Genomic DNA, 26,413 nt, shown 5'->3' with positions numbered 1-26,413 from the left:
GCGGGCTTTAGGCGTTTGCGGGGTGTGCGGGAGTCACGGTCGTGTTTCCTAACTCGAAGGCGTGCGGTGATGTCAAGCTGCGATTACAAACTGACCGAAGTGAGCCATTCACCATAGAAGATGGCGAATCCACTCATGGCCGCGAGGCCGGCTATCAGCCAAAAGCGAATGACCACGGTTGTTTCTGCCCACCCGCCATTTTCGAAGTGGTGGTGAATGGGCGCCATGCGGAACACGCGTTTACCGGTAGCCTTGAAGCCGATCACCTGGATCATCACGCTGGCTGCCTCTGCTACGAAGACTAGTCCAACCAGCACCATCAGCAGCTCGGTTTGAGTGGTCAACGACAAGCCAGCCACAAGACCACCCAACGCGAGGGATCCGGTATCGCCCATGAAAATCTTCGCTGGGGCGGCGTTCCACCACAAAAAGCCAAGGCAGGCGCCGAGGCCCGCGGAGGCCAGCATGGCAAGGTCCAGTGGGTCGCGTACCGAGTAGCATCCCGCGGCAGCACCCGTCGAACACGAATTCCTGAATTGCCAGAACGTGATGAGAACGTATGTACCCATGACCATGGCAGTCACACCGGAGGCCAAACCGTCCAGCCCATCGGTCAAGTTCACAGCGTTGGACCACGCGGCGATCACCAAGTAGATGAAAGCTAGGAAAATGGCGATGCCAACGACGGTGGGGCCAATGTCGAAGTTGAACACGGCAATATCGCGGATGAACGACAGGTGGGTGGACCCTGGGGTCAACCCGTGCTCGTCGGGGAATTGCAGAATGAGGATTCCGAAGACGATGGCGGTGGCGAACTGCCCCGCTAGCTTAGCTTTTGCGTTCAACCCCAGGTTGCGACCCTTAACCAGTTTGATGTAATCATCTGCGAAGCCCAAGCTGCCCAAGGCCAAGGTGAGGCCCAAAACCAGGAATCCCGAGATTCCCGGACCCGCGCCTCTGGTCACCCATCCTAGGAGTGCGGCGACCACATACCCAGCGGTGATGCCGACAAGGATGGCGATACCGCCCATGGTCGGCGTACCGCGCTTTTTCAGGTGGGACTTTGGACCGTCCTCGCGGATCTCCTGCCCCAGCCCTTCCGCGGAAAACCGCTTGATCAGTACGGGGGTAAAGAACACGGACACGAGAAAAGCCAACGCGCCGGCCACAAAAATCTGCGTCATGAGGGGTGTTACGCTCCTTCTTCTTCACCGAGGAGCAAGCCCTCAGCTACTGCCCACAAGCCATCGGAGTATGAGGCTTTAATCAATACAACATCGTTTTTATGCAGGCTATAGTCCAAGAAATTCACGGCTGCATCTGTATTTTCCACGATGTGAGTATCCACACCGTCTTCGCGCGCGGCGTGCGCCAGCGCTTGCTGGTTCACACCGTTGCCAACGATGACCGCGTGACAAATGCGGCGCTGGCGCAACGCGTGGCCTAGTTCCGCGTGTTCTTCGGTGGCATCGTCACCCAGCTCGCCCATCTGGCCCAAAACCGCCCAGCTTTCGGCTCCATCGCGACCCGACGCGGTGTAGGCCAGGGCGTCAATCCCAGCGCGCATGGATTCAGGATTCGCGTTATAGGAATCGTTGATGATGGTTACCCCATCACGGGCACGTGTGCGTACGTCCATACGGTTAACACTAGCGGCCACATGCTGGCACAAGGCCTGCGCCACATTGTCCGCGCTGATGCCGCATTCCATGCCAACGGCTGCAGCAGCCAAGGCGTTGGAAACCTGGTGTGCACCGAAAACTCCCAGCTCAACGCGGACGGGTTCACCGTGTGGGTGATGCAGCATAAACCGCGCGCGGGCTACCTCGTCCAGTTCAACATCGCTGGCGTAGTAGTCCACCGGCACTTCCCGCCCCGCGCTGATGCACGTGGACCGGTTCGTGGAAAAGCGCACCACACGGGCATCTGTTCGCGCAGACATGGCCGATACCTTATCGTCATCCGCGTTGAGAACTGCCAGCCCAGTCGGCAGCAGCGCTTCCACCAATTCACCCTTGGCCTGAGCAATGGCATCGCGACTACCGAACTCGCCCAGGTGTGCCGAACCAACGTTCAGCACCACGCCGATATTAGGCGGCGTGACCTCGGTGAGGTGACGGATATGCCCCACTCCTCGGGCCGACATTTCGGAGACCAAGAACTTGGTGCCAACCCCCGCCCGCAAAGCCGTATAAGGCAACCCGATTTCGTTGTTGAAACTGCCGGGAGGCGCGACTGTCGGCCCTGCTACGCGCAAAATTGCACCGATAAGGTCCTTCGTCGAGGTCTTACCCGCGGAACCTGTGACCCCAACGACCGTCATGCCGTGGTCCGCCACAAGAACGTCGGTATTAAAACGAGCTAGCCGATCAACCGCCGCCAATACAGCAGCTCCATGGCCCTGAGTGTCGTGTTCGAAAGCCGAGGCGTTCGAGGCCTCCTGGCTGATTCCCGCCTCCGGGGCCACTAGCGCCGGCACGCCAACGGGCTTGCCCACAATCAGCAGCGCGGCCCCTTGCTCTCCAGCGGATTCCGCAAAGTCATGCCCATCCACCTGTGCACCCGGCAATGCCATGAAAATACCACCGGGCTCAATGCGACGGCTATCGAACTCCACGGGCCCCAGGACTGGAGCATCGGGGTCGGCCCCGTCGACTAATTCACCGCCAGTAATCTCGGCGATTTTTCCAACAGTTAATTCAATCATTTCTGCTTCACATCCCGCCTTGATTGCCTGTGTTTATTTGCTGTTTTCGCCCAGCCAAAGCACTCTTTATCGCAGCCCGTAGCCGCTGGGCATCGTCAAACTCATGCACAACTCCAGCTACCAATTGCCCAGTTTCGTGCCCCTTACCTGCCACGACGATCGCATCACCGGTCTGTGCCCACTGCACCGCCGCTTCGATGGCTTCTGCCCTATCTGCAATATTGGCAAGGGTTACGGCCATTTTCTCGACGCCGCGCTCAGCGAATCCAGCCTCCGCGCCCTGAACAATGGCTTCACGGATCGGGCGCGGATCCTCATCGCGGGGGTTGTCATCGGTGACGAACACGGCATCAGCAACAAGTGCTGCCTGGTACCCCATCTTCGGGCGCTTGTCCTGATCGCGGTTACCGCCCGCGCCAATCACGATGCCAATGCGACCGGTCGGCGAAGGCAAGTAATCAGCGAGTGTGCGAACCACTGCGGCTACGGCACCGGGCTTGTGAGCGTAATCCACCATGGCGAGGAAATCCTGCCCCTCGTCCACGGCCTGCATACGTCCTGGCACCTGCACATCGCGAAGGTGCTGGGCTGCGGCCTCTACGTCCTCTCCCAATTGCGCAACACACGCTAGGGCTACGGCACTATTGGCCACGTTAAAGCTGCCGGCTAAACCAATGGAGTATTCCAGCTCCCGGTCGGTTCCCGTATTGAAACGAACCTCCTGGCGCCCGGACGCGGTGACATGCACATCATCCAGTGTCCACGTTGGGATGGGTTGTGCCTCTGCTTGAGCAGTCTGAGAGCTGAAGGGGTCCGCCGGTTCCTTCGCCGTTCCAGTTGTACGAACAGCCAGCACCGGTGCAACCGCACCACCGCACGGGCCGTGCCGTCGTGCAGCCAATGCGGCCATACGTTGTCCCCACTCATCGTCCACACAAATAACAGCAGCGGGGACGGCTGAGGTAGCTCGCGTATGGGGAGCCCGGGCAGCGCCCTCGGGCTCGTTGGCCCCCACAGCCAAATCGGTGTCCGCTGAGCCCGAGGGGGCGTCGTTAAAAAGACTGGAAGAATCTGCGCCAGTAAACAACCGCGACTTAGCTTGGAAGTAATCCTCCATCGTGGGGTGAAAATCCAGGTGGTCCTGGCTGAGGTTCGTGAAGGCGGCGACATCAAAGTCGATACCACGCACGCGGCCGAGTTCCAGCGCGTGAGAGGATACCTCCATGACCACATGGGTTACACCCTCATCCACCATGGTCGCCAGCAGGGACTGCATGGTGGGCGCCTCAGGTGTAGTCAGCTGCGTGGGGATGGGCCGGCCATTAATGCGGGTTCCGGTGGTACCGATAATGCCTACGGAATGCTTTGCCAACAGAGCCTTTTCCACCAGATAGCTGGTGGTTGTTTTACCCGACGTACCCGTGATTCCAATGATGGACAGCTTGCGCGCAGGATAACCGTAAATCTCAGCCGCGACCGGGCCCATCCAAAGGCGGACGTCATCCACAATCAACCGAGGCAGGTCGCTGGCTTGGGCCTGAAGAATCTCCTCGCCCGCGGGATCCGTGAGCACCGCCGCTGCCTTAGAAGAAGCCGCGTATTGCGCACCATGTGCGTGAAGCCCAGGAACCGCACAGAACAGTCCTCCTTCGGCAACATCCGAAGAACCGATTGCCGCACTGGTCACCGCCACGTCATCATGCCCTTGGGATATACGACCGCCAGTGACCTCAGCGAGAATCCGCAAAGTAGTCATTAGTTCCTTGCCTCCAACATGAGTTTTGGCCCTTCGGTGGGCGATGGTGGGACGTTGTAATGATCCAACAGCCACGATCCAATATCGCTGAACAGCGGTGCGGCTGACCCTCCGGCCCCGCCATCGGGTCCGCGCTGTGGGTCGTCCATCATCAGGGCCACGACAAAGCGCGGATCATCGGCGGGTGCAATGCCAGCGAATGTAATCCAGTAGTTCGAATTGGAGTACGAGCCCGTCTTCGGGTCCACCTGCTGCGCGGTACCTGTCTTGCCCGATGTTTGGTATCCCTTAATGACTCCGGATGAACCCGTGCCCTGCTGCACACCCGTGGGATCACTTTGGGTCACTGCCCGGAACATATCGATCACCGTACGCGCGGTCTTGGGGCTGACAACCTGGGTGCGCTTTGGTTCCGTACCTGGGATCTCCGTGCCATCGGCCTTGATGGTCCTTTCAATCAGGCGGGGTTCAATACGCTCGCCGCCATTGGCTAAGGCTTGGTAAATGCTAGCCATTTGCAACAAGCTCATGGACATGCCTTGTCCGATGGGCAGGTTTGCGAAAGTGCCACCCGACCACTGGTTGCGATCTGGCATGTATCCCGCGGTTTCATACGGCAAACCCACACCCGGGGCTTGGCCCACCCCGAATTTGCGGAAGTAATCGTACATCTTGTCCTCACCCACACGCTGGGCCAGCATCAGGGTGCCGACATTCGAAGACTTGCCAAACACACCCGTGGTGGTCAGAGGCAGATCTCCATGTTGCCACGCATCGCGAACGGTCACCCCGGACATCTCGATGGAGCCGGGAACCTTCAAAACCTCGTCCGGGCGGGTCTTCTTATCCTCCACCGCCGCCGCAGCCGTCATAATCTTGGCAACTGAACCCGGTTCAAACGAGTCGGCAGTATTTCGGTCACCGAAGACCTTCTTCTGCTTCAGCTGCTTTTCGACATCCCCGTTCGGGTTGATCGTGTCCGAGGAAGCCAAGGAAAGGATCTTGCCTGACTGGGAATCCAGCACCACCGCGGATACGGACTTGGCACCGGACTTCTCCCGCGCCTGCTGAACTTGTTGCTGGATGAACGTTTGGGCGTCGACATCAATAGTCAAGTTGTACTGGTCCCCGTCGACAGCAGGGTGCTGATCGCGTGTGGAGCCGGGAATCAGGTATCCATCGCCGGCGATATCTACCGTGCGTGAACCATTTATGCCCTGCAGCTTGGAATCCTGGGAAAGCTCCAGCCCAAATTGTCCCTGGTTATCGGTGCTGATCTTTCCAATGAAGTTGGAGCCAACCGCACCGTTGGGGTACTGCCGAATATCTTGACGTTCCGAGGTGATCTCGGGGAATTTCTCCACAACACGGGCCGCGATATCGGGGTCCACGTTGCGGACCAGAACCACGTAGGTCTCCTCGCTGGTCAGCTTGTCCTTGATTTCCTGCGGCTCAATATCATCGCCGTCTTTGGAGATCAGCTTGGGTAGCTCCTCCGCAATTTGGTCGATGCGTTGGTCCGGAGGCAGAACTTCATCCGGGTTCTGCTCATGATGTTCTTGCATCCATCCCCGCAGCTTGTTGGGGTGGACCGACAGCGAGCGGGCCTCCATCGTATAGGCCAGCACCTGGCCATTCCGATCGACAATCTTTCCGCGGTGCGCGGGATCTGCAATGGTTGCGGTGCGCTGAGCCTGCGCTTGCATCGACAGCCTCTCCCCCGCGATGATCTGCACCCATGCCAAGCGCAGAACCATGGCGATGACGAGGATAAAGATAATTACGATAACAAGGCGCACGCGCTTGTTGAACGTAGCCGGACTGTGTTCCAGGGCCATGGCGGCGCGCCACCAGGTCTCCTTACCACGAGATGCAGAACCCCTGTCCTGCGGCGCGTCGCTGCGCCGCGGTGGTTCAGATCGCTGCGGTCTCACAGTCTCGTTCCTCCTCATTTTTCAATGCTTGCCTATTGTCCCCACTCAACCGCGAGAAGCCGGGGGTTTAACCCCGGCGTGTCTCGAAGTCGTGCGTTTGGTGCTGGTGCAGTTGTGCCATCCAGTTTCCCCGCCGCGTGGGCTCCAGGTTGGTTGGCTAGTTTGCCGTCGCGGCGGTTGGGCTGCACCTTTTATCCGACGCCACCCTGTGCCCACGTTCGCGTCCAATGGGCCCTACCGAGCAGGTGCCGGGGCCGGGACAGGTGCTGGGGCGGGTGCGGGTGCCGGAGCAGGCGCCGGAGCGCGGTTGGCAGCAGGGGCGGGAGCAGGCGCGGGCGCGTTTTGTCCGCGCGGCGCTGGTGCTGGTGCTGGTGCTGGTGCTGGTGCCAGGGCAGGCGCACGGTTGCCCGCGGGTGCCCCTACCGGCGAATCGCTGTACGGCAGCTCGCCATTGTTGCTAGGAGCCGATGTCCGACCTCGGGGGGCAACGTTGCCAGCCAGCATTGGATTGTTGGGAGCCAACCCCTCCACGCGGTTGGTCTCGTTGGGATTACTTGTTGCACCGCGACGGCTTACCTCACCGTTGACATCAATGACCTCGCGATCCTTGGAGCTGTCCCCTGGGCGGACTTCCTTGATCTTTTTACCATTGGCATCTAGAACCGCCGCCTGGTCGGGGGCGAGCATACCCATTTTAGTGGCTTCAGCTGCGATGCGACCTGAGGACTTCGCCAATTCCACATCCCGGTTGAGGCTCTCCAATTCGTTATCCAGTTGCTTGCTGCGCGCGTTCGCGTCGGCGATCTGGAAGGACTGCTCGGTAGTCACACCGGACAGGGCCATCACCCCAGCGATACCCAGGACGAAGGCAATAGCAGAACCGACAATGCGACGGCGAAGGCGGGTGTTGGCCGGAGATGTTGCAATGACCCGACGTCCACGGACCGAGATCTGTTGTTTCGAGCCAACACGGGAGTTGCGACGGGGCGTGGTGCGCACCGGTGAGCCCGTTCGCTGTGGGCGACTGGTCCGGCGCTCGCGTTCTGGGGCGCGCACACCAGAACTCTGTGTTGTGGCCCACCGAGATGCCCTCGACGTAGGCTGTGCATCCTCGGCGTAGGAAGCGCTCGACTTCTCACGACGAGAAGCCACGCGGGAACTGGAAGCGGATGGCTCGTGCAGGTCGCGGAGGGTACCTGTCGGTGTCATTCTTTGTTCCTTAATGTTCTAGTTGAGGTTGAGGGTTGTGGTGAGAGGTGTGCGAAAGATTTCATCGAAAGCGCTTGGAAGTTGAGAGCTAGTTCGGATGATCTGCGAGAATTCTCGCTTCTGTGCGCTTAGTTGTGGTTGGCGTAGGGGAAACCTTGTTTTCCCCTATCGCTGACCCGCCGTGCCGCGCGAACTCGAACTGGCGCCGCGCGGGAGTTTTCTGCGATTTCCAGTTCCGTTGCCTTTTCGGCACGGCGGGTGATCATCGCAAACTCCGGCTCCGTACCGGGAAGTTCCATGGGAAGTCCCGGCGGAGTTTGCGAGGACGTGAGGCCACCAAAAGCACTTTTGACGATTTTGTCCTCAAGGGACTGGTAACTCATGTAGACGTTCACCCCTCCGATGTGAGTCCACGCCGCGGCGATGGGAAGTGCATTTTCCAGTGCCTCCAACTCGGCATTCACCTCGATACGCAGCGCTTGGAAGGTTCGCTTTGCGGGATGTCCGCCAGTACGGCGGGCAGCCGCCGGAATAGAGGAATAGAGCAATTCCACCAGACGAGCCGAAGTTTTGAACGGTTCCTTCTCCCGCTCGCGCACCACCGCCGAGGCGATCTTGCCCGCGAAGCGTTCCTCACCGTAGGTTTTGAGGATTCGAGCGAGATCACCGTGGGAGTAAGTGTTAAGGATCTCCGCCGCTGTGAGTGGCAACCGAGGATCCATGCGCATATCCAAGGGAGCATCCACTCGGTAGGCAAAACCACGTTCTGCTTGGTCCAGCTGCATGGAGGACACGCCTAAATCGAAGAAAAACGCGGAGACACCAGTCCTTTTCACGTCGTCCGGGATACGATCTAGCGCGATTAAGTCCTCGATAGCTTCCGTGATCCCATCAAAACGGGTACGGAAGGGCACGAACCGGTCCCCGAAGGGCGCAAGGCGCGCAGACGCTTCCTCCAATGCATTGGGGTCCCGATCGAAGCCAATGACAATGGCGTCCTCAAAAGAAGAAAGAAAAGCCTCCGCATGCCCACCGGCGCCCAGCGTGCCGTCGATGATGATTGGTGTGACTGGAGCACTATCGCTGCGCACACCCGTTTCGACGAGTTCGACCATGCGGTCTCGCATCACAGGCACATGGCCGTGTTCCTGCGCTTTATTGTTGGGTATTTCTGTGTTCTGATTCATGCTTTTCCTCCTTTCTTTTGTTGTCGGGATCGTGGATGCTTATTTCTGTTGTCAAGATCGTGGGCGGGACGGTACTGACCCGCGGTGCAGTGCTGGGCTGAGCTGCAGCCCATACCTTCGCGCATTGTCGGGCTACGGTGCCGTATCGGACTGCGGAGTCAGGAACCCGGGTCGCGGAATGCCGAGTGGCGCGTGCCACGTGGCGGCGAAACGGATAGCGAGGCCTTCAACAAAAAGAGAGTGCGAACAGGGCCTCACCTGCGTGGGTGTGGGTTTGATATTGGGGAAGTACATCAAACGTCACGTCGTCCACGCAGGTAAGGGCCTGCGCACACTCTCCCGAGCTCTCGATCCTGCCTAAGGCGCCTCCGCGCTTCGGGCTACAAGAACTCAGCAAAGGCTTCATCATCACCGGCGGAGAAATCTTCCTCGTAGCGAGAGCTGTAGTCCCGCCAAGCTTCCGCATCCCAGATTTCAACAAAATCCACATTGCCGATGACCACACATTCTTTGGATAGTCCCGCATACTGGCGATGCCCAGGGGCGATTGTTATTCGCCCTTGCGAGTCCGGATTCTGCTCGTCCGCACTCGCAGCCAAGTTACGAACGAAAGCTCGCGCCTTGGGATTGGTACGAGATGCCGCGGCAGCTTTCCGGGCACGGACAAGGAACTCGTCACGCGGGTAGATAGCCAAACTGCGATCCTGCCCCTTGACGACCATCAGGCCGTCCTCTAAATCCGCCCGGAATTTAGCCGGGAGGGTAAGGCGACCCTTGTCGTCGAGTTTCGGGGTAAAAGTGCCAAAGAACATCTGAACCTGGCTCCTTTCCCGTCAACTCCATCCACTGTTCAGTTGTCACACATGAAGTTGTATCTCGGATGTTTTTGCCTACCGAGGCCGGCCGATGACTACATTTGCACTGTTCAGAGCGCATCTTTTAGTAACCACTCACCAACGATCCCCACTTTACCCCACTTCACCCCACCAAGACCAGCACACGCCGAAAATTGTGTCTACAAAAAAGGGAAGTCTCGATGAGTAACCCGTTTATCGCGCACAAACCACACCGACCGAGCTCAACTCGGACGGGCACGGCCGATCGAAACCGCCTGGTGGCCTCAGGCAAACGGAACTTTATTTTCGCTTATCACGGCCAATTACTGGCGCTTTAGCCTCGGCTGAAAGCCAGCCGGACATAACCATGACTCTCATTTTGGATTTCTTCGAGACTGGTTTCCCTACGCATGGTTGGCAAGTGGGGAATTTTCCCTTTTCTGTAGCCAGTGTGGGGGGACTTCCCTCAACCCGAGAACATCTGCGCGAGCGGATCAGGCATAGAAAAACCCTAGACTTCCCCTCCTTTACTCAAGGAGCAGGAAGCCTAGGGTTCACCGAAAAAGAAGCTGACCGAGGGATTGACGACGTGCGCCACTACTCTCTCAGTGGGAGTTGTGTTGCGCGCTCTACGCGAACCTTGCCCTATTACCGATCAAAGCGCTTCTTAAAGCTATTCTCCAACCGGTCCCCGAAGCCACCATCGCTGGTCCGCTTATGCGCATCTCGCTTGGTCGCACCGCTATCCCCCATCCGAATCTGACGTGCAGCATTAGTCTTGCTTCTAGACACTCCCGCAATTTCCGGCTTGAACATCAGCAATCCACCGCCGAACATCACGAGAAAACCGACCACACTCAAGACAACGAACCACAGGGAATTCTGCGCCAATGCGATGCCACCAATAAGCATCACGAGACCAAGCATCATTAAAGCAATGGAGCGAATCCCCACCGTGAGGCCAGGTGCCGAGCCTTCACGCACAGAAGCCCTGCGTGCCAAGCGCGGATCTTCCGCGATGAGGGCACGCTCAATCTCCTCCAACATGCGCTTTTCTTGCTCCGATAGAGCCACTGTCGACCTCCAGGTCTTGTTAGACACGTTCCTAGCGCTCCAGCGAGACTGGATCGCCACCACCTATTCCGGCGATGACCCCAACTTGTCCATCCTCCGCGCCTAGGTCTTCACCCAGCACAACGCATAAACCTCGCAAAAGGTTCCACCGTCGCCGATTTATTCATATTTGCTAACCCACTGTACCCCAAAAATAGGGACCCAACCCCCAAACTACGCAACGCTCGGCAGGTAACCCGTTTCTTCGCGCGCCAAATCTATGAACCGAGCAGCATCCGCGTACAACTGATCAGCAAGCTGGGGATCCATTCCCGATTCCAGTCCCATACCTGCGCGACTAGCCATGCGCGCATACCCCTCGAAGAGCTTTACCCAATCCTTCAAATCCGGATGCAACACACGAAGCTTTTCCCATGCGCTACCCCGCGGAGAACGTTTCCTGCCAACCATTGCAGTTTGTACCAACGCACCCGCCGCACGCAGAGCCGCCCGATAGGCAAACACCACCCGATCATCTACCCGCCCCGAGAACCGAGAACGCTCCAACTGTTTTTCCGCATCATCGATAAAGCTCCGCGCGCTGACAATCTTGCGCCCAGAAATTCGCGTTACGTTTGATCCCTTGAAATTTTGCGATGCCATGATGTCCTCTTTCGTCATTAACTCACCCCTCCTTGACCACATCTTCCGCTCGGTAGAGCCAACCTATGCCAATCTTCAGAGGAGCGTGCCTCGTTTCCCTTGCACCCTTAAACCTAAAAAGCACCCCAGACACCCCATCCACCTCACCCCATATAATCGAACACACGCTCTAAGGGATATGTCGACCCTCCCCTTCGCCCCTCCGGTAATCGACGCTGACAAACCTACGACAATCCGCACTGCCCCCTACAAATAAATGGCACACTAGAATGCATGCCCAGCTCCAGCACCTACTCTCCTGAGACGTTTTCGATCGTCCCCGCCAGCCCTACGGAATTTCTCTCCCGGCTGGAAGAGCTCATCACCATCCACCTGCGCGCCATGGCATATTCCGAATCCACGCGCAACCAACGCAGGCAGCTGTGGCGATCAAGTGCTGACAATGCGGGGTTCGCCTGCGTACTTGCCCTTTCCCACCCCCAAGACCAGACCCCCTCAATTCACAACCCGGCACATACCATCGCCGGAGTAGCCTACGGCTTCACAGGCGAACCCCATTCATGGTGGTATTCGCAGGTACGTCGTGGATTAATCGAGGCCGGATTGCCCGCAGATCGGGCTGCGCAGATGCTGTCCAACTACTCTGAACTGGCAGAGATCCACGTCGATCCACAATTCCAAGGTCTGGGCCTAGGCCATACCCTTCTAGATCACATCGTGGAACACTTAACGCGACCAACGATCATGCTGTCCACCCCAGAGGTCCCACTCGAAGGAAATTCCGCGTGGCAGATTTACCGCAGTAAAGGGTTCACCGACCTACTGCGCAACTTCCGCTTCAGCGCAGACCCCCGGCCGTTCGGGATCCTACAACTCAACAAATCCACCACAACAACCCCCTAGCTCCCCCCTATATCTTCTCACTCGCACCACGTGCACATTCAAACAATGCGGACGAGGTACGCCCGCCAAGCAGCCGCTAACGCACCATGTCGTGTCCCAGATCGGGCCCCCATGCCGGCGCCATTCCTAGATTATGCAGAACTTCCTGTGTCGCCCGCACGTTGTTCATAGTCATGAAGTGCAGGTCCGGTGCACCTTCCGCAATAAGCCGTTCCGCCGTCTCGGTCGTCACTTCAATCCCCACCTCGCGGATCGCGGCACGGTTCCTTTCCTCGTCACCTGCCGCCGCCTTCAGCAGTCGTTGCTCAAGGGGTGAAGGCAGGCTGGCTCCCGCCAATTCCATCTGACGCCGCACTGAGCGCAAACTCGTTATCGGCATTAACCCTGGGATAATCGGCTTCGCGCCATGCTCTGGGTCCACCGCTGCTAGTCGATCGCGCAACCGCAGATAGTGGTCGACATCAAAGAACATCTGAGTGATCGAATACTCGGCCCCCGCCCGAAGCTTCCGCAGGGTGTATTTCGTATCATTGTCCAAATCCCCGGCGCGGAAGTGCCCCTCGGGAAAACTCGCGATACCGATATCGAAGTGTTCGCATTCCGGCATCGATTTGGTGAGCTCAATGAGCTCATGTGCGTACTCCAACCCGCCTTCAGTAGGGATCCACTCGGCATTCACATCCCCTGGCGGATCACCCCGCAGAGCGAGCAAATTCGTCAATCCCAACTCCGCGTAACCACGCAGAATCTCCTTGAGCTCCTCCACAGTGTGTTGCACCAGGGTCATGTGCACCAGCGTGGTCAACGGCTTAGTCGCCAATCGCTCCGCCACACGAAGGGTACGAGCGCGCGTTGATCCACCCGCACCATAAGTCACCGACACGAAACTAACCCCAAGGTCATGGAACGCTTCGGCAGCATTCCACAAACGCATCTCGGCGGCATCGTCCCTCGGGGGCATGAATTCAACCGAGAAGGGGATCCTCCCTGGCGTCGTAAAATTCAAAGAGGAAGAAACGGCAACCTGGCGATTAATAGCTGACATGAAAACATACTAACCTGTCTAGTTTCGCCGGCGCCGTTAGCTCCGCGAATTATCTCTACACTGGGGAACTATGAGAACTCAGGGCAATGCTTTCGCCAATTCCTTTGACACTCCCGATGATTGGGCGCTGGATTCCCCGTTGAACGCAGTTCCCGCGGCTGTGAACCGCCGATTGAACCAGTACTTGGCCGCATCGCAGCTTGAATTCCTCGAGATCAATCCCTTGGTTACGCAGGCCATTGAGACCATGGGTGATTTCATTGTTAATGGTGGCAAGCGTGTGCGCCCCACATTTGCGTGGGCGGGTGTGCGAGCCGGATTGGATGAAGCCAAGGCCACAACCGCTGGCGGAAGGCAGCCCCTCACCACCTCGGGTAACGATGCGCAAGATCCCGATGCGTTAGCGAATTCCTTCCTCTCGGCAATCAGCGCCTTTGAGTTCATCCAAGCCTGCGCCCTGATCCACGATGACATCGTGGATCAATCCAACACCCGTCGTGGCAACCCCACCGTCCACCGCGTATTCGAGGGTCATCACCGTCAACGTGAATGGTGGGGTGAATCCGCCCATTACGGTACGAGCCAGGCTATCCTCACCGGCGATCTTGCCTTGGCCTGGGCCGATGACCTGCTGTGGGATTCGGGTTTGAGCCCTGAGAGGCTCCACCAATGCCGCCGTGCCTGGCGGGCAATGCGCACTGAAGTCATCGGTGGGCAGATCCTCGATCTCGCCGTGGAAGCCAGTGGTACAGAAAACGTGGACTACGCGTGGGCCGTCATTAAATACAAAACCGCCAGTTACACGGTCTCTCGCCCCTTGCACGTAGGTGCCGCTCTCGCTGGCGCATCTGAGCAACTGGTCCACGCCCTACGTACGATTGGTGAAAACATCGGGATCGCGTTCCAACTGCGCGATGACCAGCTGGGAGTTTTTGGGGATCCGGCCGTCACGGGCAAGCCCAGTGGCGATGACTTGCGAACGGGTAAGCGCACCGTCCTCATTGATTCAGCGCTCGAGATGGGATCTACCGCCCAGGCTGCTGCGCTACGCGAGGGTCTCGGCAACGTGACGGCCGAAGACGATGTCGATGCTCTCCGTGCGATCATCCGTGATTCGGGTGCCGCTGGTCATGTGGAAAGCCTTATCACCGAGAAATCCGAAACCGCTATCCAAGACATTCACAAAGCCGGCCTCAGTCCGAATCTCACTGCAGAACTGGAGGGATACGCCCGCAAACTGACCGCCCGGTCCTTTTAACCCTCGGTTCTCACCGCGGCCCCTACCTCCCAATTAACACCACCCTTTTTATCCCACCGTTCTATCCCTCAGTTCGCATCGCCCTTTGCGGCATTAAGCAGGTCCCACCCATGAATTCCCGCCCCATAGTTTCCCCACGGTTGCGCCCTCGCCGCCACCTCAACCTTCCCAACCCAGCGATCCCGTTGACTCTTCCCACCCGTCGCAAATCCGTACGTTCGCACCATGGCGCCTGCGACAACGTAGTCATCATTGGGGCGGGTCTATCGGGGCTTTCTGCTGCCTTGCGCCTGCGTGGCGCCGGTAAACGAGTCACGGTCATCGAAGCCACCTCACACGTCGGCGGTCGCTGCGCCACCGAGACCTTGACCAGCGCCCATGGCGAATTCCGTGCGGATACCGGCGCCACCGTGTTCACCATGCCCCAGCTGGTGGCCTCCGCACTCGCTGCCGTCGGCCGAACCCCAGCCGAACTGGGCCTCACATTCCGCCGCTTGCAGCCGGCTTATCGTGGTCTCTTTCCCTCCGGTCGGCACATTGATCTTTACTCCGACGCCGATGTGATGCGCACAGAAATCTCCCGTTTCGCCGCCGAGAAATTCGGAGATCGTGCCACAGAGGAAGCCACGCGCCTGGTAGAGGGCTACAATCGGCACCGCGCGTGGGTGGGCGAAGTGTTTTCGGCTTCGTACGATAACTTCCTCGCCGCGGATTTCGATGGCCTATTGGATATGGTCTCCACTCCCGCCGCGGCGTCGGATCTAGGCCACCTAACGGCAATCGGCGCGTTTGGGAACCTGCAAGCGGTGACTCGGAAGCACCTGGCAGACGATGAACTGGAAAAGCTGTTCACGTTCCAGGCGCTGTACGCGGGAACCTCGCCCAAGCAGGCACGCGCGGTGTACGCGGTCATTTCGCATATGGATTCCACCATGGGTGTGTACTATCCACAGGACAATATCGGAGAGGTCGCCGAGGCGATGGCCACAGCCGCCCGTGATGCCGGGGTGGAAATTGTGCTGGGTGACGCAGCCACGAGTGTAGGCACGACCGACAGTCATATCACCACAATCCGCACTCAAAGCGGCAAAGAGTTCCGCCCCGATGTGGTGATTTCCACGATCGATTTAGGGGCTGCCGGCCAGTTGTTTGGGCAACCGCTGAAACGGCGCCGAAAAGGATTCAAATACAACTGGTCCCCCTCAGCTGTGGTGGTGCACGGTTCCATTCCCAGTCGCATCACCGCACAGTGGCCGAGTTCACGCCACCATACCATCAGTTTTGGCATGAACTGGGAGCGCACTTTTAGCGAGCTGATTGCTGACGGCGCTTTGATGAGCGACCCGTCCCTGTTGGTGACCCGCCCCGCCGTATCCAGTCCGTCCCGCCTCTTCGGCGAGCAAGGTCAATATGAGCCGGTTAGCATCTTGGCACCCGCTCCGAACGTGCAGCGCGGCAGCCAGCGATGGCAAGACATCACCGGTCCGTATGTCACCGAGCTTCTCGCAGAACTAGAATCACGTGGATTCCACGGGCTGGCCGATTCCCTGGCCATAGCTCGGGTGGAATCCCCGCGCAGTTGGGCCGCGGACCACGGTTTCGCCGCGGGCACCCCGTTTTCGCTCGCTCACACGTTCAGCCAGACGGGACCGTTCCGTCCCCGCAACCGCGCTGCTTTCGGACTAAACAACCTGGTGCTGGCCGGTACGGGCACCACACCCGGCGTGGGCGTGCCCACCGTCATCCTTTCCGGGGCGTTAGCCGCGCGGCGGATTACCGGCGGCGGGGTGCGATAAGCGACAATACAACTGATGAATCGATTGGCAGAGAAACTACGTCTAGCCTCCTACTCAACGGCGGTCAAGGTCGGCCTCATCGGATCCATCATTGTGACGCTGTGCTCGCACACTGTGGGAGCGATCCGCGCTCGCGGTGGAATCATGCAGGCCTTGGGATTGGATGCCCTCACATTTGGGCATCTTTCGGGCATCTTCGTCATCTTGCTTTGGATCGGGATCCTCTTGATGGCCGCCAGCTGGATTATGGTGGGTGGTCATATTCTCCGCCACGGGGCGTCCCTCGCGCGTTCGGCCATTGCCGCCTGGATTGGCCCGCTGGCTTTCGCTGGGCCATTGATGTCTCGGGATCTTTATTCTTACCTCATGCAGGGCACCCTAGCCCGCGATGGAATTGATGCATACCAGCACGGCGCCGCGGCCAACCCCGGCCCGTTGCTGTTTGAAGTATCTGCGGACTGGCGTAACACAACCACACCATATGGCCCCCTCCACCTAGGCTTGGGCAAAGCCATCACCACGGTGACGGGCGATAACATCACCGCCGGGACGCTCGTGTTCAAAGCACTGTCCATCGGCAGTGTTCTGGTCATGGCATGGGCCGTGTGGCGCTTGGCACCTCACTGCGGAGTTCGTTCCGATGTCGCCGTGTGGCTGGGTGTCTTCAACCCGCTGAGTGTGATTCATCTGATCGGTGGCATGCACAACGAGAATCTGATGATGGCGCTCGTACTTACCGCTCTTGTCGCCGCGATCGAGCTGCGCCCCCTGCCCGGTGGCTTCCTTGCCGTTGCGCTCGTGGCCGTGGGGGGTTCGTTAAAGGCTACGGCTTTTATCGCGTTGCCTTTCATTGTGTGGATTATGGTTTGCAGGATCGCAGGCCGCTTGCCGGTCACCCATTCCAGCGCAATCGCCACCCCGGTGTGGCGCGAGACGCTTCCGCGCTTCTTCACGTTGATCTGGACCGGAATCGCCTCCGTCGTCCTCACCGTCGGCGTGGTGTGGGCCGTGACCGTGTTATCGGGCCAAACATCTGGATGGATCAGCGAGCTAACGGGCAACTCCAAGGTCATCAACCCCTTGGCTCTGCCCACGTTTATTGCATCCACCTTGGACCCCGTTGTTTCCCGCATCGATGATTCCATCACGTTCAACTCCCTCGTTTCAGCCTTCCGCCCCTGGTCTACGCTGGCGATGGGCATCGGCCTGGTGGTGTCGTGGTGGCTCTTCCGTGCTAACGAGCGCGCCGCCATCAAGGGAATGACTGTGGCATACCTAGTGACATGCGTTTTCAACACGGTGACACTGCCGTGGTACTACGCTGCTCCCCTAGCGTTGATGGGGCTGTGGCTAACGAACCGCAACGTCATCTTCTTCACCTCCGTGTTCTGCATGTGGCTCGCGGTGATGTTCGATGGCGGTGGCAACAACCGTCTGTACGTCCTGTGGTGGGTGGTTTTGGGCGCAGCTGTGATGTGGTGGCTCACGCAAAATGCGTTGGGCTACCGGCCGGGATTGGCCACAGAAAAAACCGACGAGTGGGATATACTCGCCGGTCCAGATTCACACGCTCGGACTAAATCAGCGCCATCGCCTGCGCCCGCCGCATAACCTCGCGGGCCAAGTGCCCATGCAGCGCATCGACGGGGCGCCCCGGCAGGGAATCATCGGCGGTGAACAGGAAGTCCAGGGTTTCTTCCACTGTGTACCCGCCGTCACTCAGCAGCGACAGAACACCAGGAACGAACTTGTTCAGCTCTCCGTTGTCGTTAAAAAACCGCTCGGGGATAAACCGAATACCATCGATCGTGACCGCCGCCAACTGCTTGTTGCGCAACATGTCCATCACACGGGTGACAACAATGCCCATGATCTCGGCGGCATCGGGGAGGCTCACTACCTTCTCACCAGCGGGAACTCCATCGGTCGGCTCCTCCAAGATCACAGGTTCGTGGTGGGAGGCGTACTTTGGTGTGCTCTTGCTATTCACGATCTTTAATTCTATCCGACGCCCCGCTGTGTCCGCCCGTCGCCCAGCACTGGCTCAGAGCTGTCGCATGCAACGGTTACAGTAGAATGACGTGGACTAAGACAAGGACTAACGGCAATGCCTACCCCTTATTAAGGATTTAAAAAATCGTGACGGACCTGTACCCCGGAGACCTGCTGGAAGGGCGCTACCGTATCGCTGCCCAGATCGCACGCGGTGGAATGTCGACTGTTTACACCGCCGTCGATACTCGCTTGGACCGTGAGGTTGCCGTGAAAGTCATGGATCCCCAACTGGCGCAGGAATCCAAGTTCCGCAAGCGATTCGAGAGGGAGGCCCGGGCGGTCGCTCGGCTCAATCATCCTACCTTGGTGAACGTCTTCGACCAGGGTGTTGATGGCGACTACGTGTTCCTCGTGATGGAACTAGTGACGGGCGGGTCTTTGCGCGAGCTGCTGGCAGAACGTGGACCCATGCCACCACACGCTGCTGTTTCTGTCATGCGCTCGGTTTTGACCGCGCTGGCCGTGGCTCATGAAACAGGAATGATCCACCGCGATATCAAGCCGGATAACGTACTGATCAGTGACCGGTCTACACGTAACAACGTGAAGCTGGCCGATTTCGGTTTGGTGAGGGCCATCAACACCACCAGGCACGATACCTTCCCCGGTGTACGTACAGATACGCGCTCCGCCGCACCGAACGGCCAGGTCATTGGTACTGCGGGATACCTCTCGCCAGAGCAGGTGCGCGGTGAAGATCTAGACGAGCGCAGCGATGTGTACTCCGCCGGTATCCTGCTGTACGAGCTCCTCACGGGAGAACTTCCCTTCCGCGGTACGTCTCCGGAGGATACGGCGATGCTGCGCTTGGACCGGGATGTTCCTTCCCCGTCCCGCATTATTGAAGGTGTGCCACCCTCCCTTGACGTGTTGGTGGCACGGGCAAGCCACCGCGATCCGTCCCGCCGGTTCGCCAATGGCACTGAGTTCTTAGAAGCCGTAGAAAAGACGGCGCAGCGGCTGCAGTTGCCCGACTTTGTGGTTCCTGTCCCCCAGAATTCCGCCGTGATGCGGGCGCTAGAGGGATCCGATTTCGGGGAACGGTTATCGTGGGACCACGAGGATATGGCGACACGCACTGTGGCAGTACCCCCGCATCCCGATGGTGATGCCCGACCGTGGAGCGATGCGCACAACCACCCGGACAACGGCTATGACGATCCCGGTGAGACGCGCGTAGAAGACTTTGGCGCAGCACGTCCAGCCGGAGCCAGTGGATTTAACGGAGCTGGTTATGGTGGCGTTGATGCTGGTGGCGCTGTGGCCGCCGCAGGTCTTAGCATCGCCGGATACGGTGCTGGCGCGGGTGCAGGCGCCGGTGCCGCAGGGGCTGCTGGTCCGAGCATGGCCCCCGGCGGATATATAGATTCAGGGCACCCTGCGAATGCGGACTCACCACAAACAGCTGCCTACCCCCTGTCACCCACGGGTGCTCGCCCCGATCCCTACCGATCGGCTCATCCCCCTCAAGGTACGCCGCACAGCCCCTATGAACAGCAAAAACCCCCTGGGGTGGCAGTGCGGGAACCGGCCGGGGTGGCGTCGACCAACCAAGGACGGCGAGCCAAACCGATAGGGAAGAAATTAACCAACCGTAGCACCGGTGCGACCGTGGTGTGGACAATCATCCTCCTGCTGCTCGTGGCCGCAGTTGCCATCGGCGCCTGGTGGGTGACCAGCGGCCGGTACGGTGAGATTCCACAAGTCATCGGCATGGACGAAGCCACTGCGCAAGCCACCGTGCAAGAGGCCGGGTTTACTACGGAATTGAAACAGCAGTACTCGGATACAGTCGCGCGACAGACTGTGATTGGGACTGAGCCGCCTTTTAGCCAACGGGCACCGCGAGGAAGCCAGGTGGCGGTGCTCGTTTCACTGGGCAAACCCACCGTCCCCCAACCTGGCCCCACCGACAACGCCGCCAGCTACCAAGCCAAACTCAAAGACCGCACCCTGTCAGGGAAAATAGGCGACGAAGTTTATAGCTCGGATGTGCCCAAGGGCAAGGTGGCAACCATCGAACCCTCCCCTGGTACCGAAGTCAAGGTGTCCTCTCTGGTGACGTTTCATCTGAGCAAAGGACCGGCGCCTGTTGAGGTACCCGATCTACGTGGGTTAGATCTAGAGCGCGCCAAATCCATTCTGAAGGATGCCGGATTGGAAGTCGGCACAGTCACAGAAGCGGACAACAAAGAATACGAAACCAATCAGGTCATCAGTTCCACGCCAGACAAGGGTTCCAAGCTAAACCGCGGCGACAGCGTTGACCTAGAAGTATCGTCTTCCACACGAGTGCCACTGGTATTTGGTATGTCGGGCAGTGAGGCCAAAAAGCGTTTGGAGGATGCAGGCTTCGAGGTGGAAATCGACGGCCGTAAGAATGGGTTTGTCATAAGCCAAAACCCCGGGCCCAATACCCGGGCGGGCAAAGGTACAAAAGTGACGGTGCGCACGCTGTAAATTTCACGCGATGCACACCGTCACCGGGGTGGTACAAGCCTCAATGAGGCTCGTTTAGTTACGCAGCATCTCCGCCACGAGGAACGCCAGTTCCAAAGACTGCTGCGTGTTCAACCGAGGATCGACAGTCGTTGCGTAACGGGTGGGCAGATCCACATCGGTGATGGACTGGCCGCCACCGACAACCTCAGTCACATCCTCACCCGTCAACTCCACATGCACGCCACCCGGGTGCGAACCGATGGCACGGTGAACTTCGAAGAACCCTTGAACTTCGTCGATAATCCGGTCGAAGTCGCGGGTCTTGTAACCATTGGATGAGGTGTAAGTGTTGCCGTGCATGGGGTCGCACTGCCAGATAACCTTGTGGCCCGTTGCTTCCACGGCCTCCACGATGGGTGGCAGCACTGTACGCACCTTGTCGTATCCCATACGGCTAATCAGGGTCAGTCGACCAGGATCGTTGTTGGGATCCAACGTCTTGACATACTCTACTGCCTCTTCCGGCGTGGTCGTAGGACCGATCTTCACGCCAACTGGATTACTAATGAGCTTGGCGAACTGAATATGCGCATCCTCCAAACCGCGGGTGCGTTCGCCAACCCACACCTGGTGTGCGGAGAGGTTGTACAGCGCATCCTCGCCGTCCTCGTTATGCGCCAAGCGCAGCATCGCACGCTCGTAATCCATCACGAGGGATTCGTGGGAGGCATAAATGTCGGCGGAGTGCAACGTTGTGGAGGACACGCCACAAGCATTCATGAATTCTAAACCGCGATCGATTTCTTGCGCCAGCGCCTCGTAGCGGGCACCGGCTGGGGAATTCGCTACGAACTCGCGGTTCCACTCGTGCAACTTGTAAAGATCAGCGGTGCCACTGGTCGTCAGCGCACGCACCAAGTTCATCGCTGCGGACGAGTTAGCGTAAGCCCGCACCATGCGTGAAGGATCGTGCGCGCGGGCTTCCTCGGTTGCCTCCACGCCGTTGACCAAATCACCACGGTAGCTCAGCAGACCGGAAGAATCACGATCTGCAGAACGCGGCTTGGCGTACTGTCCCGCGATACGCGCCATCTTCACCACGGGGGTGGATGCCCCGTAGGTTAACACTACGGCCATCTGCAGCAAGGTCTTGATATTGCCACGAATATGTGGCTCGGTGTTGGACTCAAACGTCTCCGCACAATCGCCGCCTTGCAGCAGGAACGCCTTTCCCAAAGCAACATCAGCTAGTTGCTTCTTCAAGCGCTTAATCTCAGGGGCCACAACAATCGGAGGTACGGATTCCAGCACCTTACGCACGCGCGATGCATGATCCTTATCCCAACTGGGCTGCTGCTTTGCCTCACGGGAAAGGACATCTTCCAATTGTTTTGCCATCGCATCAGGCAACGGCGGCAGATCGGGTAGTTCTTCTAGGGGTACATCAATAGTCCAAGCCATATATGAAGCATACTCATCCATAACTAACATTGCGCCGTTGGCTCCCAAACACGTTGATGGACGCATTTCGGAGGCCCTGCTAATTCCCGTTAACTGCCGCTCGCCCGCCACGGCACCGCCTCACGGGATACGCCCTCTCACCCCTACAACGAACCTCTATTTCAGCTTTATGGCATTCTCAGCGACTTACGCAAAGCAATGACGCTCGCGTTGTACTTCACAACGTTAAAACGCGCATCCTCTAGGGCATCGTGGGCATTGGTGGGAGCCTCGGGCAACCGTGGGCGACCCGCCATTTCCCAGAGCTGCTTCAGTTCGTGGGAGAACCTAGGCAATTCCCGTGGCAACTTCGTCATATCACCCCACAACTGGGCCAATGCGACATGATCATAAGCACCCACCCATGCCCACAACTCGGGTCTTTCGTGCCCACGAATCTTGCGACCCGATTCATAGTTCGGAACTAAGAACTCGAACAGCTTTGCGCGCAAGGTAGCCCGATCCATCCATGCGGAATCGGTCCGGTGGGGCAACAGTGGCAACACGTGGTGACGCACCCAGTCCCCCGCTTTGGATTCGTCAAATTCTGTGGAGACCGCGTAAAACTCGCGACCATCTTCTGCGACAACTCCGATCGATACCAAATCAATGGTCTGGCCATCTTCGATGAACTCGGTGTCGTAGAAGTATTTCACGGGATTCATTGTAGGCCAGCACCCCGGATCACTTCCCCAGAGGCTAACGCTTAGGCCGCAAACTGGGCGGGTGCAGCACCCATCCCACCACAGGAATCTTTCCCAGGCCGTAGAACATGAACCCGGAGACCGCGCAGATCGCAAAGCCCAAGTAAATCAAAGGCTGGGGATTATCGAAGATTTGAACAAACTCGGCGTCCTGAGCACGGAATCCTCCCAATAAGAACATGCCGTACGCGAGGGCCGCTTGGTGGGAAACATAGATCGGCAAAGTATGCCGCCCAATGGCTGTGAGCGCGGGGGCGATAAGGGGTGTCTGGCTAAGCCACGTAGCAAAGACAATGCCAAAGGGAATTGCGGCGAAGATCCGCAACAGGCCTGTACCCACCGTGACGGCGGCAACCGTATCGTTCCATTCGACAAACAAGGTCCGGTTGAGTGCGTAGGTGGCCACTTCGCTGACGATAAAAACACTCAGCGTGGTAACCACCACCGCACAGCTAAAAGCGTGATTCGCCAGACGGAAAACCACTTGTCGAAAGAACAATCCCATAAAGAAGATGGGCAAGTACGTGAGTACCTGGCGCACACCCTGGTGGCTCATGTATCCCGCCACACTACCTAGATACGCCGGTATGAAGCTTACGGCTACGGCGAGCCAAGCCGGCAATTTGCGCACGGACCAGGCAGCCACGTTGTACAGCATCAGTGCGTAGAGGAACCACAAGCCGGGATCGCCAAACACAATCGCCTTCGCCAGGGTTGCGTAATCCATGTGGGCGAAAATTGCGTTGAGGTCTAACCGCACAGGCAGGCCCGGGATCACACTGGGAGCGGTAATGGACGGTGGCGGCGTAGTAAAAAGCTTGCCATCGATGTACAACCGGTTGGCCGCAATCACGGGAGTAAACACTAGGTACGGCACCAGCAGGAACCACAGTCGGCGGAACCACAGATCCGGCAGAGATCGCTCGACTACCCGGTGGGCAAAAAGCCCCGAGACCAGGAAGAACAGCGGCATCCGCAGCGGGTCTAAGATGAGCTTCACCATCCCCCACGAGGTATCCATTCCCCCCGGAACCATTGTCACCACGTGCATCAGGCACACGGCCAAGATGGAAAACCCCTTAGCCGTATCCGCCCAAGCCACACGCTTGCCGCCCGCCGCGTGGGCCTTTTCGTTAGCTGTTATTTTGCTGCTGGCCGCATTTTTCTGGTGCGACGCCCTTCGCCCCACATCCGTCCCCGTTTGCCGGTTGGGCTCCTCACGATCCCCAACACGCCAACGCGAAATACCCTCGGTCTCGGCCGCAGTTGCGGGCGATACACGAGGGTGCGGGTTTGGGAAGAACGTCGTCATAGTTAATTACCCACGTTAACCATCTTGACGTGCAATTACCAATATGCGGTGGTAAAAGTAGATGGCCGGCCCAGTGCGACAACCCGCACGCTGAGGCCCCAACGCGCCCCACGGCGGGGCTGGGGCTCAACGGGCTGGGGAGTAAAGGCGTGGCCGAAGGGGCTCTCCCCTGGCGGGGACAGGCCAGCCCTAGCGAACGCTAACCCCTCCGGGGTTCCGAACCCTTGGGGTATCCCCGCCCTGCTTCGAGGGACTTCTTCACCTCCGTTGCGTAAAAGCCTTCAACGCGTTCTTGACCTGACATCTTTGCAAGCGAGTCCATGATCGCATCGGTCATCGCACGGGCCTGTTCGTAACTATCCCCACGATCCCGGAAATCATCTGGATTGATCTCATCACCAATGTATACCCCGCAACGATAGGGGCGAGGGATCCACGAACCGATTGGGTTAATCTTCTGGGTGTTGACCATCACTACTGGATACACAGGCGCATTTGCTTCCAAAGCCACGCGTGCCAATCCCGTTTTCCCGCGGTACAGCCGTCCGTCCGGGGAGCGGGTCCCCTCGGGATACATACCGATAACATTACCGCTGCCCAGGATCTCCAGGGCAGCGTCAAGGGCCGCCGTCTGGCTGTCTTTATCTCCACGGTCGATTGGTACTTGGTTAAGGGTCGTAAAAAACCACCTCTGAATGGCGCCGACGAGCCCTGGCGCGGTGAAGTATTCCTTTTTCGCCAAAAATATGATTTGCCGGTGCACAACCAAAGGTAGGTAAAAACTATCCATGACAGCCAAGTGGTTGGATGCCAAGATGACCGGACCTTCCTTCGGAATTTTATCCAGCCCTCGTGTGTAGGGGCGGTTATAAACCCAGAGGAGTGGTCCAATGAATACGTGTTTGAGCCACCAATAGGTCCGGTTACGCATGGTTCTTTCCTACTTCGTTTGCGGTTATGTGTCTCTGGGGCAGTGTTGTATCGACGCCACGGGCCACCCGACTACCGTTTTGGTTCTAGGCCGACGCCGTGCCCACTTCGCGCCGAGCCAGCAATGCTACGCCGATCATACCGGCATCACCGCCCAATTGAGCAGGAACCACACGCGCAACCTGCCGGTGGCCGGCACCAACGATGCTTCGGGTCATAACCGTCTGCGCGGTAGTGAGGAACAGGTCTGCGTCCCTGGAAACTCCGCCACCCACCACGATCAGTGAGGGGTCGAATACGTCTTGAACCAGCGCCAATCCCCTGCCCAACCAGGTGGCCATGTCCTCGATGACCTGTTGAGCCAAGCTGTCGCCCTCTCGGGCGAGGCGCACCACAGCTCTACCCGTGATTTCCTCCGGGTGGTTGGCATAGGTCTTCGCCAGCTTGGATTCCGCGCAACACCCAGTTGCGATGAGGTCTTGTGCCGTGAGGGGAAGTGCAGAACCGGAACAATACCGCTCTAGGCAGCCCATCTTGCCACACGGGCATGCCCTACCACCGGGCATGACCGTAAGGTGCCCGAATTCCGGCGCGGTACCAAAGGCACCGCGGTAAATTGTGCCTTCGTGCATAACGGCCGCCCCAATGCCGGTACCCAGGGCAAACAAAACCCAGGTACCCGCCCCCTGGGCAGCGCCTTGGAAGTACTCTCCCCACGCGGCGGAATTTGCATCGTGTTCGATAATCACCGGTAATTCCAACCGACGGCGCAGGCGGTGGACTAATTCAGTATTGCGCCAAGGCAGATGGGGAGCGAAACGCACGCGCGTACGGGTTTCATCCACAAAACCTGCAATGGCCAACCCCACCGCGATAATGGGGCGCTGCGGGGTGGAGTACTTGTCGCAGAGGTGGCGAACCACTTTTTCCAACGCGGTCTCCAGATCTTCTACGTTCGAGGGCGTGGGCAGTTGTTCCACGGCCAACATGGTCCCATCCTTGTCGACCACGGCGGCTCGGAAATTAGTGCCCCCGATGTCCACACCAATCGTTAGAAACTCTTCCGCCACGCTCGTGTTGCCCTTTCCCATCCCCGCAGACGTGCTCCGGGTATGTGGTGTTG

At 58.5% G+C, this 26,413-nt stretch carries 21 protein-coding genes; 5 read left to right on the top strand and 16 right to left on the bottom strand.

Annotated elements, in window-relative coordinates:
• Positions 1–83: 83 nt before the first annotated feature.
• The 9 genes from mraY to CAURIC_RS03935 all read right to left on the bottom strand — a co-directional run bounded on the left by mraY (position 84) and on the right by CAURIC_RS03935 (position 11,363).
• Positions 84–1,184, bottom strand: a complete 1,101-nt coding sequence (mraY, locus tag CAURIC_RS03975) for a phospho-N-acetylmuramoyl-pentapeptide-transferase (protein WP_035113404.1) — start codon at positions 1,182–1,184, stop codon at positions 84–86.
• Positions 1,185–1,192: 8 nt separating this feature from the next.
• The gene (locus tag CAURIC_RS03970; RefSeq protein WP_035113405.1) at positions 1,193–2,707 is read right to left on the bottom strand and encodes a UDP-N-acetylmuramoyl-tripeptide--D-alanyl-D-alanine ligase; all 1,515 of its coding nucleotides are present in this window, start codon (positions 2,705–2,707) and stop codon (positions 1,193–1,195) included.
• Between the two features lie 7 nt (positions 2,708–2,714).
• Positions 2,715–4,463 (bottom strand): UDP-N-acetylmuramoyl-L-alanyl-D-glutamate--2,6-diaminopimelate ligase, encoded by a 1,749-nt coding sequence (locus CAURIC_RS03965; RefSeq protein WP_035113406.1) that lies wholly within the window; start codon positions 4,461–4,463, stop codon positions 2,715–2,717.
• Positions 4,463–6,301: a peptidoglycan D,D-transpeptidase FtsI family protein gene (locus CAURIC_RS03960; protein WP_290183419.1), complete on the bottom strand. Its 1,839-nt coding sequence runs from the start codon at positions 6,299–6,301 to the stop codon at positions 4,463–4,465. Before CAURIC_RS03960 ends, CAURIC_RS03965 begins: the two co-directional genes overlap by 1 nt.
• A 330-nt stretch (positions 6,302–6,631) precedes the next feature.
• A complete protein-coding gene (ftsL, locus tag CAURIC_RS03955; protein WP_290183366.1) occupies positions 6,632–7,606 on the bottom strand; it encodes a cell division protein FtsL in 975 nt (324 codons plus the stop codon).
• Between the two features lie 128 nt (positions 7,607–7,734).
• Positions 7,735–8,793: a 16S rRNA (cytosine(1402)-N(4))-methyltransferase RsmH gene (rsmH, locus tag CAURIC_RS03950; protein ID WP_035113407.1), complete on the bottom strand. Its 1,059-nt coding sequence runs from the start codon at positions 8,791–8,793 to the stop codon at positions 7,735–7,737.
• A gap of 380 nt (positions 8,794–9,173) precedes the next feature.
• Complete coding sequence (mraZ, locus tag CAURIC_RS03945) at positions 9,174–9,605, bottom strand: division/cell wall cluster transcriptional repressor MraZ (RefSeq protein ID WP_035113408.1); 432 nt, start codon at positions 9,603–9,605, stop codon at positions 9,174–9,176.
• Between the two features lie 672 nt (positions 9,606–10,277).
• Positions 10,278–10,703 (bottom strand): DUF3040 domain-containing protein, encoded by a 426-nt coding sequence (locus CAURIC_RS03940; RefSeq protein WP_035113409.1) that lies wholly within the window; start codon positions 10,701–10,703, stop codon positions 10,278–10,280.
• A gap of 213 nt (positions 10,704–10,916) precedes the next feature.
• A complete protein-coding gene (locus tag CAURIC_RS03935; RefSeq protein WP_235700681.1) occupies positions 10,917–11,363 on the bottom strand; it encodes an SAV_6107 family HEPN domain-containing protein in 447 nt (148 codons plus the stop codon).
• A 255-nt stretch (positions 11,364–11,618) separates the two neighbouring features.
• On the opposite strand from CAURIC_RS03935, the gene CAURIC_RS03930 reads away from it, so the two are divergent.
• The gene (locus CAURIC_RS03930; RefSeq protein ID WP_035113410.1) at positions 11,619–12,248 is read left to right on the top strand and encodes a GNAT family N-acetyltransferase; all 630 of its coding nucleotides are present in this window, start codon (positions 11,619–11,621) and stop codon (positions 12,246–12,248) included.
• A gap of 76 nt (positions 12,249–12,324) precedes the next feature.
• Here CAURIC_RS03930 and CAURIC_RS03925 read toward each other — a convergent pair whose 3' ends face one another.
• Positions 12,325–13,293 (bottom strand): methylenetetrahydrofolate reductase, encoded by a 969-nt coding sequence (locus CAURIC_RS03925; RefSeq protein ID WP_290183365.1) that lies wholly within the window; start codon positions 13,291–13,293, stop codon positions 12,325–12,327.
• Between the two features lie 70 nt (positions 13,294–13,363).
• Between CAURIC_RS03925 and CAURIC_RS03920 the strand changes: the two genes are divergently transcribed.
• The 3 genes from CAURIC_RS03920 to CAURIC_RS03910 all read left to right on the top strand — a co-directional run bounded on the left by CAURIC_RS03920 (position 13,364) and on the right by CAURIC_RS03910 (position 17,958).
• Entirely contained in the window at positions 13,364–14,551 is a 1,188-nt protein-coding gene (locus CAURIC_RS03920; RefSeq protein ID WP_290183364.1) for a polyprenyl synthetase family protein, read from the top strand.
• 110 nt (positions 14,552–14,661) lie between these two features.
• On the top strand, positions 14,662–16,347 hold the full coding sequence (gene crtI / locus CAURIC_RS03915; protein ID WP_052094882.1) for a phytoene desaturase family protein: 1,686 nt from the start codon (positions 14,662–14,664) through the stop codon (positions 16,345–16,347).
• A 15-nt stretch (positions 16,348–16,362) separates the two neighbouring features.
• The gene (locus tag CAURIC_RS03910; RefSeq protein WP_035113411.1) at positions 16,363–17,958 is read left to right on the top strand and encodes an alpha-(1->6)-mannopyranosyltransferase A; all 1,596 of its coding nucleotides are present in this window, start codon (positions 16,363–16,365) and stop codon (positions 17,956–17,958) included.
• On the opposite strand, the gene CAURIC_RS03905 is transcribed toward CAURIC_RS03910, so the two are convergent.
• Positions 17,924–18,292 (bottom strand): Rv2175c family DNA-binding protein, encoded by a 369-nt coding sequence (locus CAURIC_RS03905; RefSeq protein ID WP_035113504.1) that lies wholly within the window; start codon positions 18,290–18,292, stop codon positions 17,924–17,926. The two genes, CAURIC_RS03910 and CAURIC_RS03905, sit on opposite strands and share 35 nt — an antisense overlap.
• Before the next feature lie 194 nt (positions 18,293–18,486).
• On the opposite strand from CAURIC_RS03905, the gene CAURIC_RS03900 reads away from it, so the two are divergent.
• On the top strand, positions 18,487–20,862 hold the full coding sequence (locus tag CAURIC_RS03900) for a Stk1 family PASTA domain-containing Ser/Thr kinase (RefSeq protein WP_035113412.1): 2,376 nt from the start codon (positions 18,487–18,489) through the stop codon (positions 20,860–20,862).
• A gap of 54 nt (positions 20,863–20,916) precedes the next feature.
• Here CAURIC_RS03900 and CAURIC_RS03895 read toward each other — a convergent pair whose 3' ends face one another.
• The 5 genes from CAURIC_RS03895 to CAURIC_RS03875 form a co-directional block, all read right to left on the bottom strand.
• Positions 20,917–22,305 (bottom strand): class II 3-deoxy-7-phosphoheptulonate synthase, encoded by a 1,389-nt coding sequence (locus tag CAURIC_RS03895; protein WP_035113413.1) that lies wholly within the window; start codon positions 22,303–22,305, stop codon positions 20,917–20,919.
• A gap of 167 nt (positions 22,306–22,472) precedes the next feature.
• On the bottom strand, positions 22,473–23,000 hold the full coding sequence (locus CAURIC_RS03890) for a polyadenylate-specific 3'-exoribonuclease AS (RefSeq protein ID WP_035113505.1): 528 nt from the start codon (positions 22,998–23,000) through the stop codon (positions 22,473–22,475).
• 43 nt (positions 23,001–23,043) lie between these two features.
• Complete coding sequence (locus CAURIC_RS03885; protein WP_052094884.1) at positions 23,044–24,360, bottom strand: acyltransferase family protein; 1,317 nt, start codon at positions 24,358–24,360, stop codon at positions 23,044–23,046.
• Between the two features lie 199 nt (positions 24,361–24,559).
• On the bottom strand, positions 24,560–25,291 hold the full coding sequence (locus CAURIC_RS03880) for a lysophospholipid acyltransferase family protein (protein WP_035113414.1): 732 nt from the start codon (positions 25,289–25,291) through the stop codon (positions 24,560–24,562).
• An 85-nt stretch (positions 25,292–25,376) separates the two neighbouring features.
• Positions 25,377–26,381 carry an ROK family protein gene (locus CAURIC_RS03875; protein ID WP_052094886.1) on the bottom strand — a complete coding sequence of 335 codons (1,005 nt, stop codon included), beginning with the start codon at positions 26,379–26,381 and terminating at the stop codon, positions 25,377–25,379.
• Positions 26,382–26,413 lie beyond the last annotated feature (32 nt).

The organism is Corynebacterium auriscanis (assembly GCF_030408435.1).
Classification (GTDB): Bacteria; Actinomycetota; Actinomycetes; order Mycobacteriales; family Mycobacteriaceae; genus Corynebacterium; species Corynebacterium auriscanis.
Note: the sequence above shows the minus strand (reverse complement) of the source record. Positions and strands in the feature narration are given on the sequence as shown.

Coding starts and splice junctions, on each gene's coding strand:
- ftsL (WP_290183366.1), bottom strand. CDS start 7,606: ATGACACCGACAGGTACCCTCCGCGACCTGCACGAGCCATCCGCTTCC.
- CAURIC_RS03875 (WP_052094886.1), bottom strand. CDS start 26,381: ATGGGAAAGGGCAACACGAGCGTGGCGGAAGAGTTTCTAACGATTGGT.
- CAURIC_RS03965 (WP_035113406.1), bottom strand. CDS start 4,463: ATGACTACTTTGCGGATTCTCGCTGAGGTCACTGGCGGTCGTATATCC.
- rsmH (WP_035113407.1), bottom strand. CDS start 8,793: ATGAATCAGAACACAGAAATACCCAACAATAAAGCGCAGGAACACGGC.
- mraY (WP_035113404.1), bottom strand. CDS start 1,184: ATGACGCAGATTTTTGTGGCCGGCGCGTTGGCTTTTCTCGTGTCCGTG.
- crtI (WP_052094882.1), top strand. CDS start 14,662: ATGAATTCCCGCCCCATAGTTTCCCCACGGTTGCGCCCTCGCCGCCAC.
- CAURIC_RS03880 (WP_035113414.1), bottom strand. CDS start 25,291: ATGCGTAACCGGACCTATTGGTGGCTCAAACACGTATTCATTGGACCA.
- CAURIC_RS03895 (WP_035113413.1), bottom strand. CDS start 22,305: ATGGCTTGGACTATTGATGTACCCCTAGAAGAACTACCCGATCTGCCG.
- CAURIC_RS03960 (WP_290183419.1), bottom strand. CDS start 6,301: ATGGCCCTGGAACACAGTCCGGCTACGTTCAACAAGCGCGTGCGCCTT.
- CAURIC_RS03920 (WP_290183364.1), top strand. CDS start 13,364: ATGAGAACTCAGGGCAATGCTTTCGCCAATTCCTTTGACACTCCCGAT.
- CAURIC_RS03970 (WP_035113405.1), bottom strand. CDS start 2,707: ATGATTGAATTAACTGTTGGAAAAATCGCCGAGATTACTGGCGGTGAA.
- CAURIC_RS03925 (WP_290183365.1), bottom strand. CDS start 13,293: ATGTCAGCTATTAATCGCCAGGTTGCCGTTTCTTCCTCTTTGAATTTT.
- CAURIC_RS03910 (WP_035113411.1), top strand. CDS start 16,363: ATGAATCGATTGGCAGAGAAACTACGTCTAGCCTCCTACTCAACGGCG.
- CAURIC_RS03930 (WP_035113410.1), top strand. CDS start 11,619: ATGCCCAGCTCCAGCACCTACTCTCCTGAGACGTTTTCGATCGTCCCC.
- CAURIC_RS03885 (WP_052094884.1), bottom strand. CDS start 24,360: ATGACGACGTTCTTCCCAAACCCGCACCCTCGTGTATCGCCCGCAACT.
- CAURIC_RS03935 (WP_235700681.1), bottom strand. CDS start 11,363: ATGACGAAAGAGGACATCATGGCATCGCAAAATTTCAAGGGATCAAAC.
- mraZ (WP_035113408.1), bottom strand. CDS start 9,605: ATGTTCTTTGGCACTTTTACCCCGAAACTCGACGACAAGGGTCGCCTT.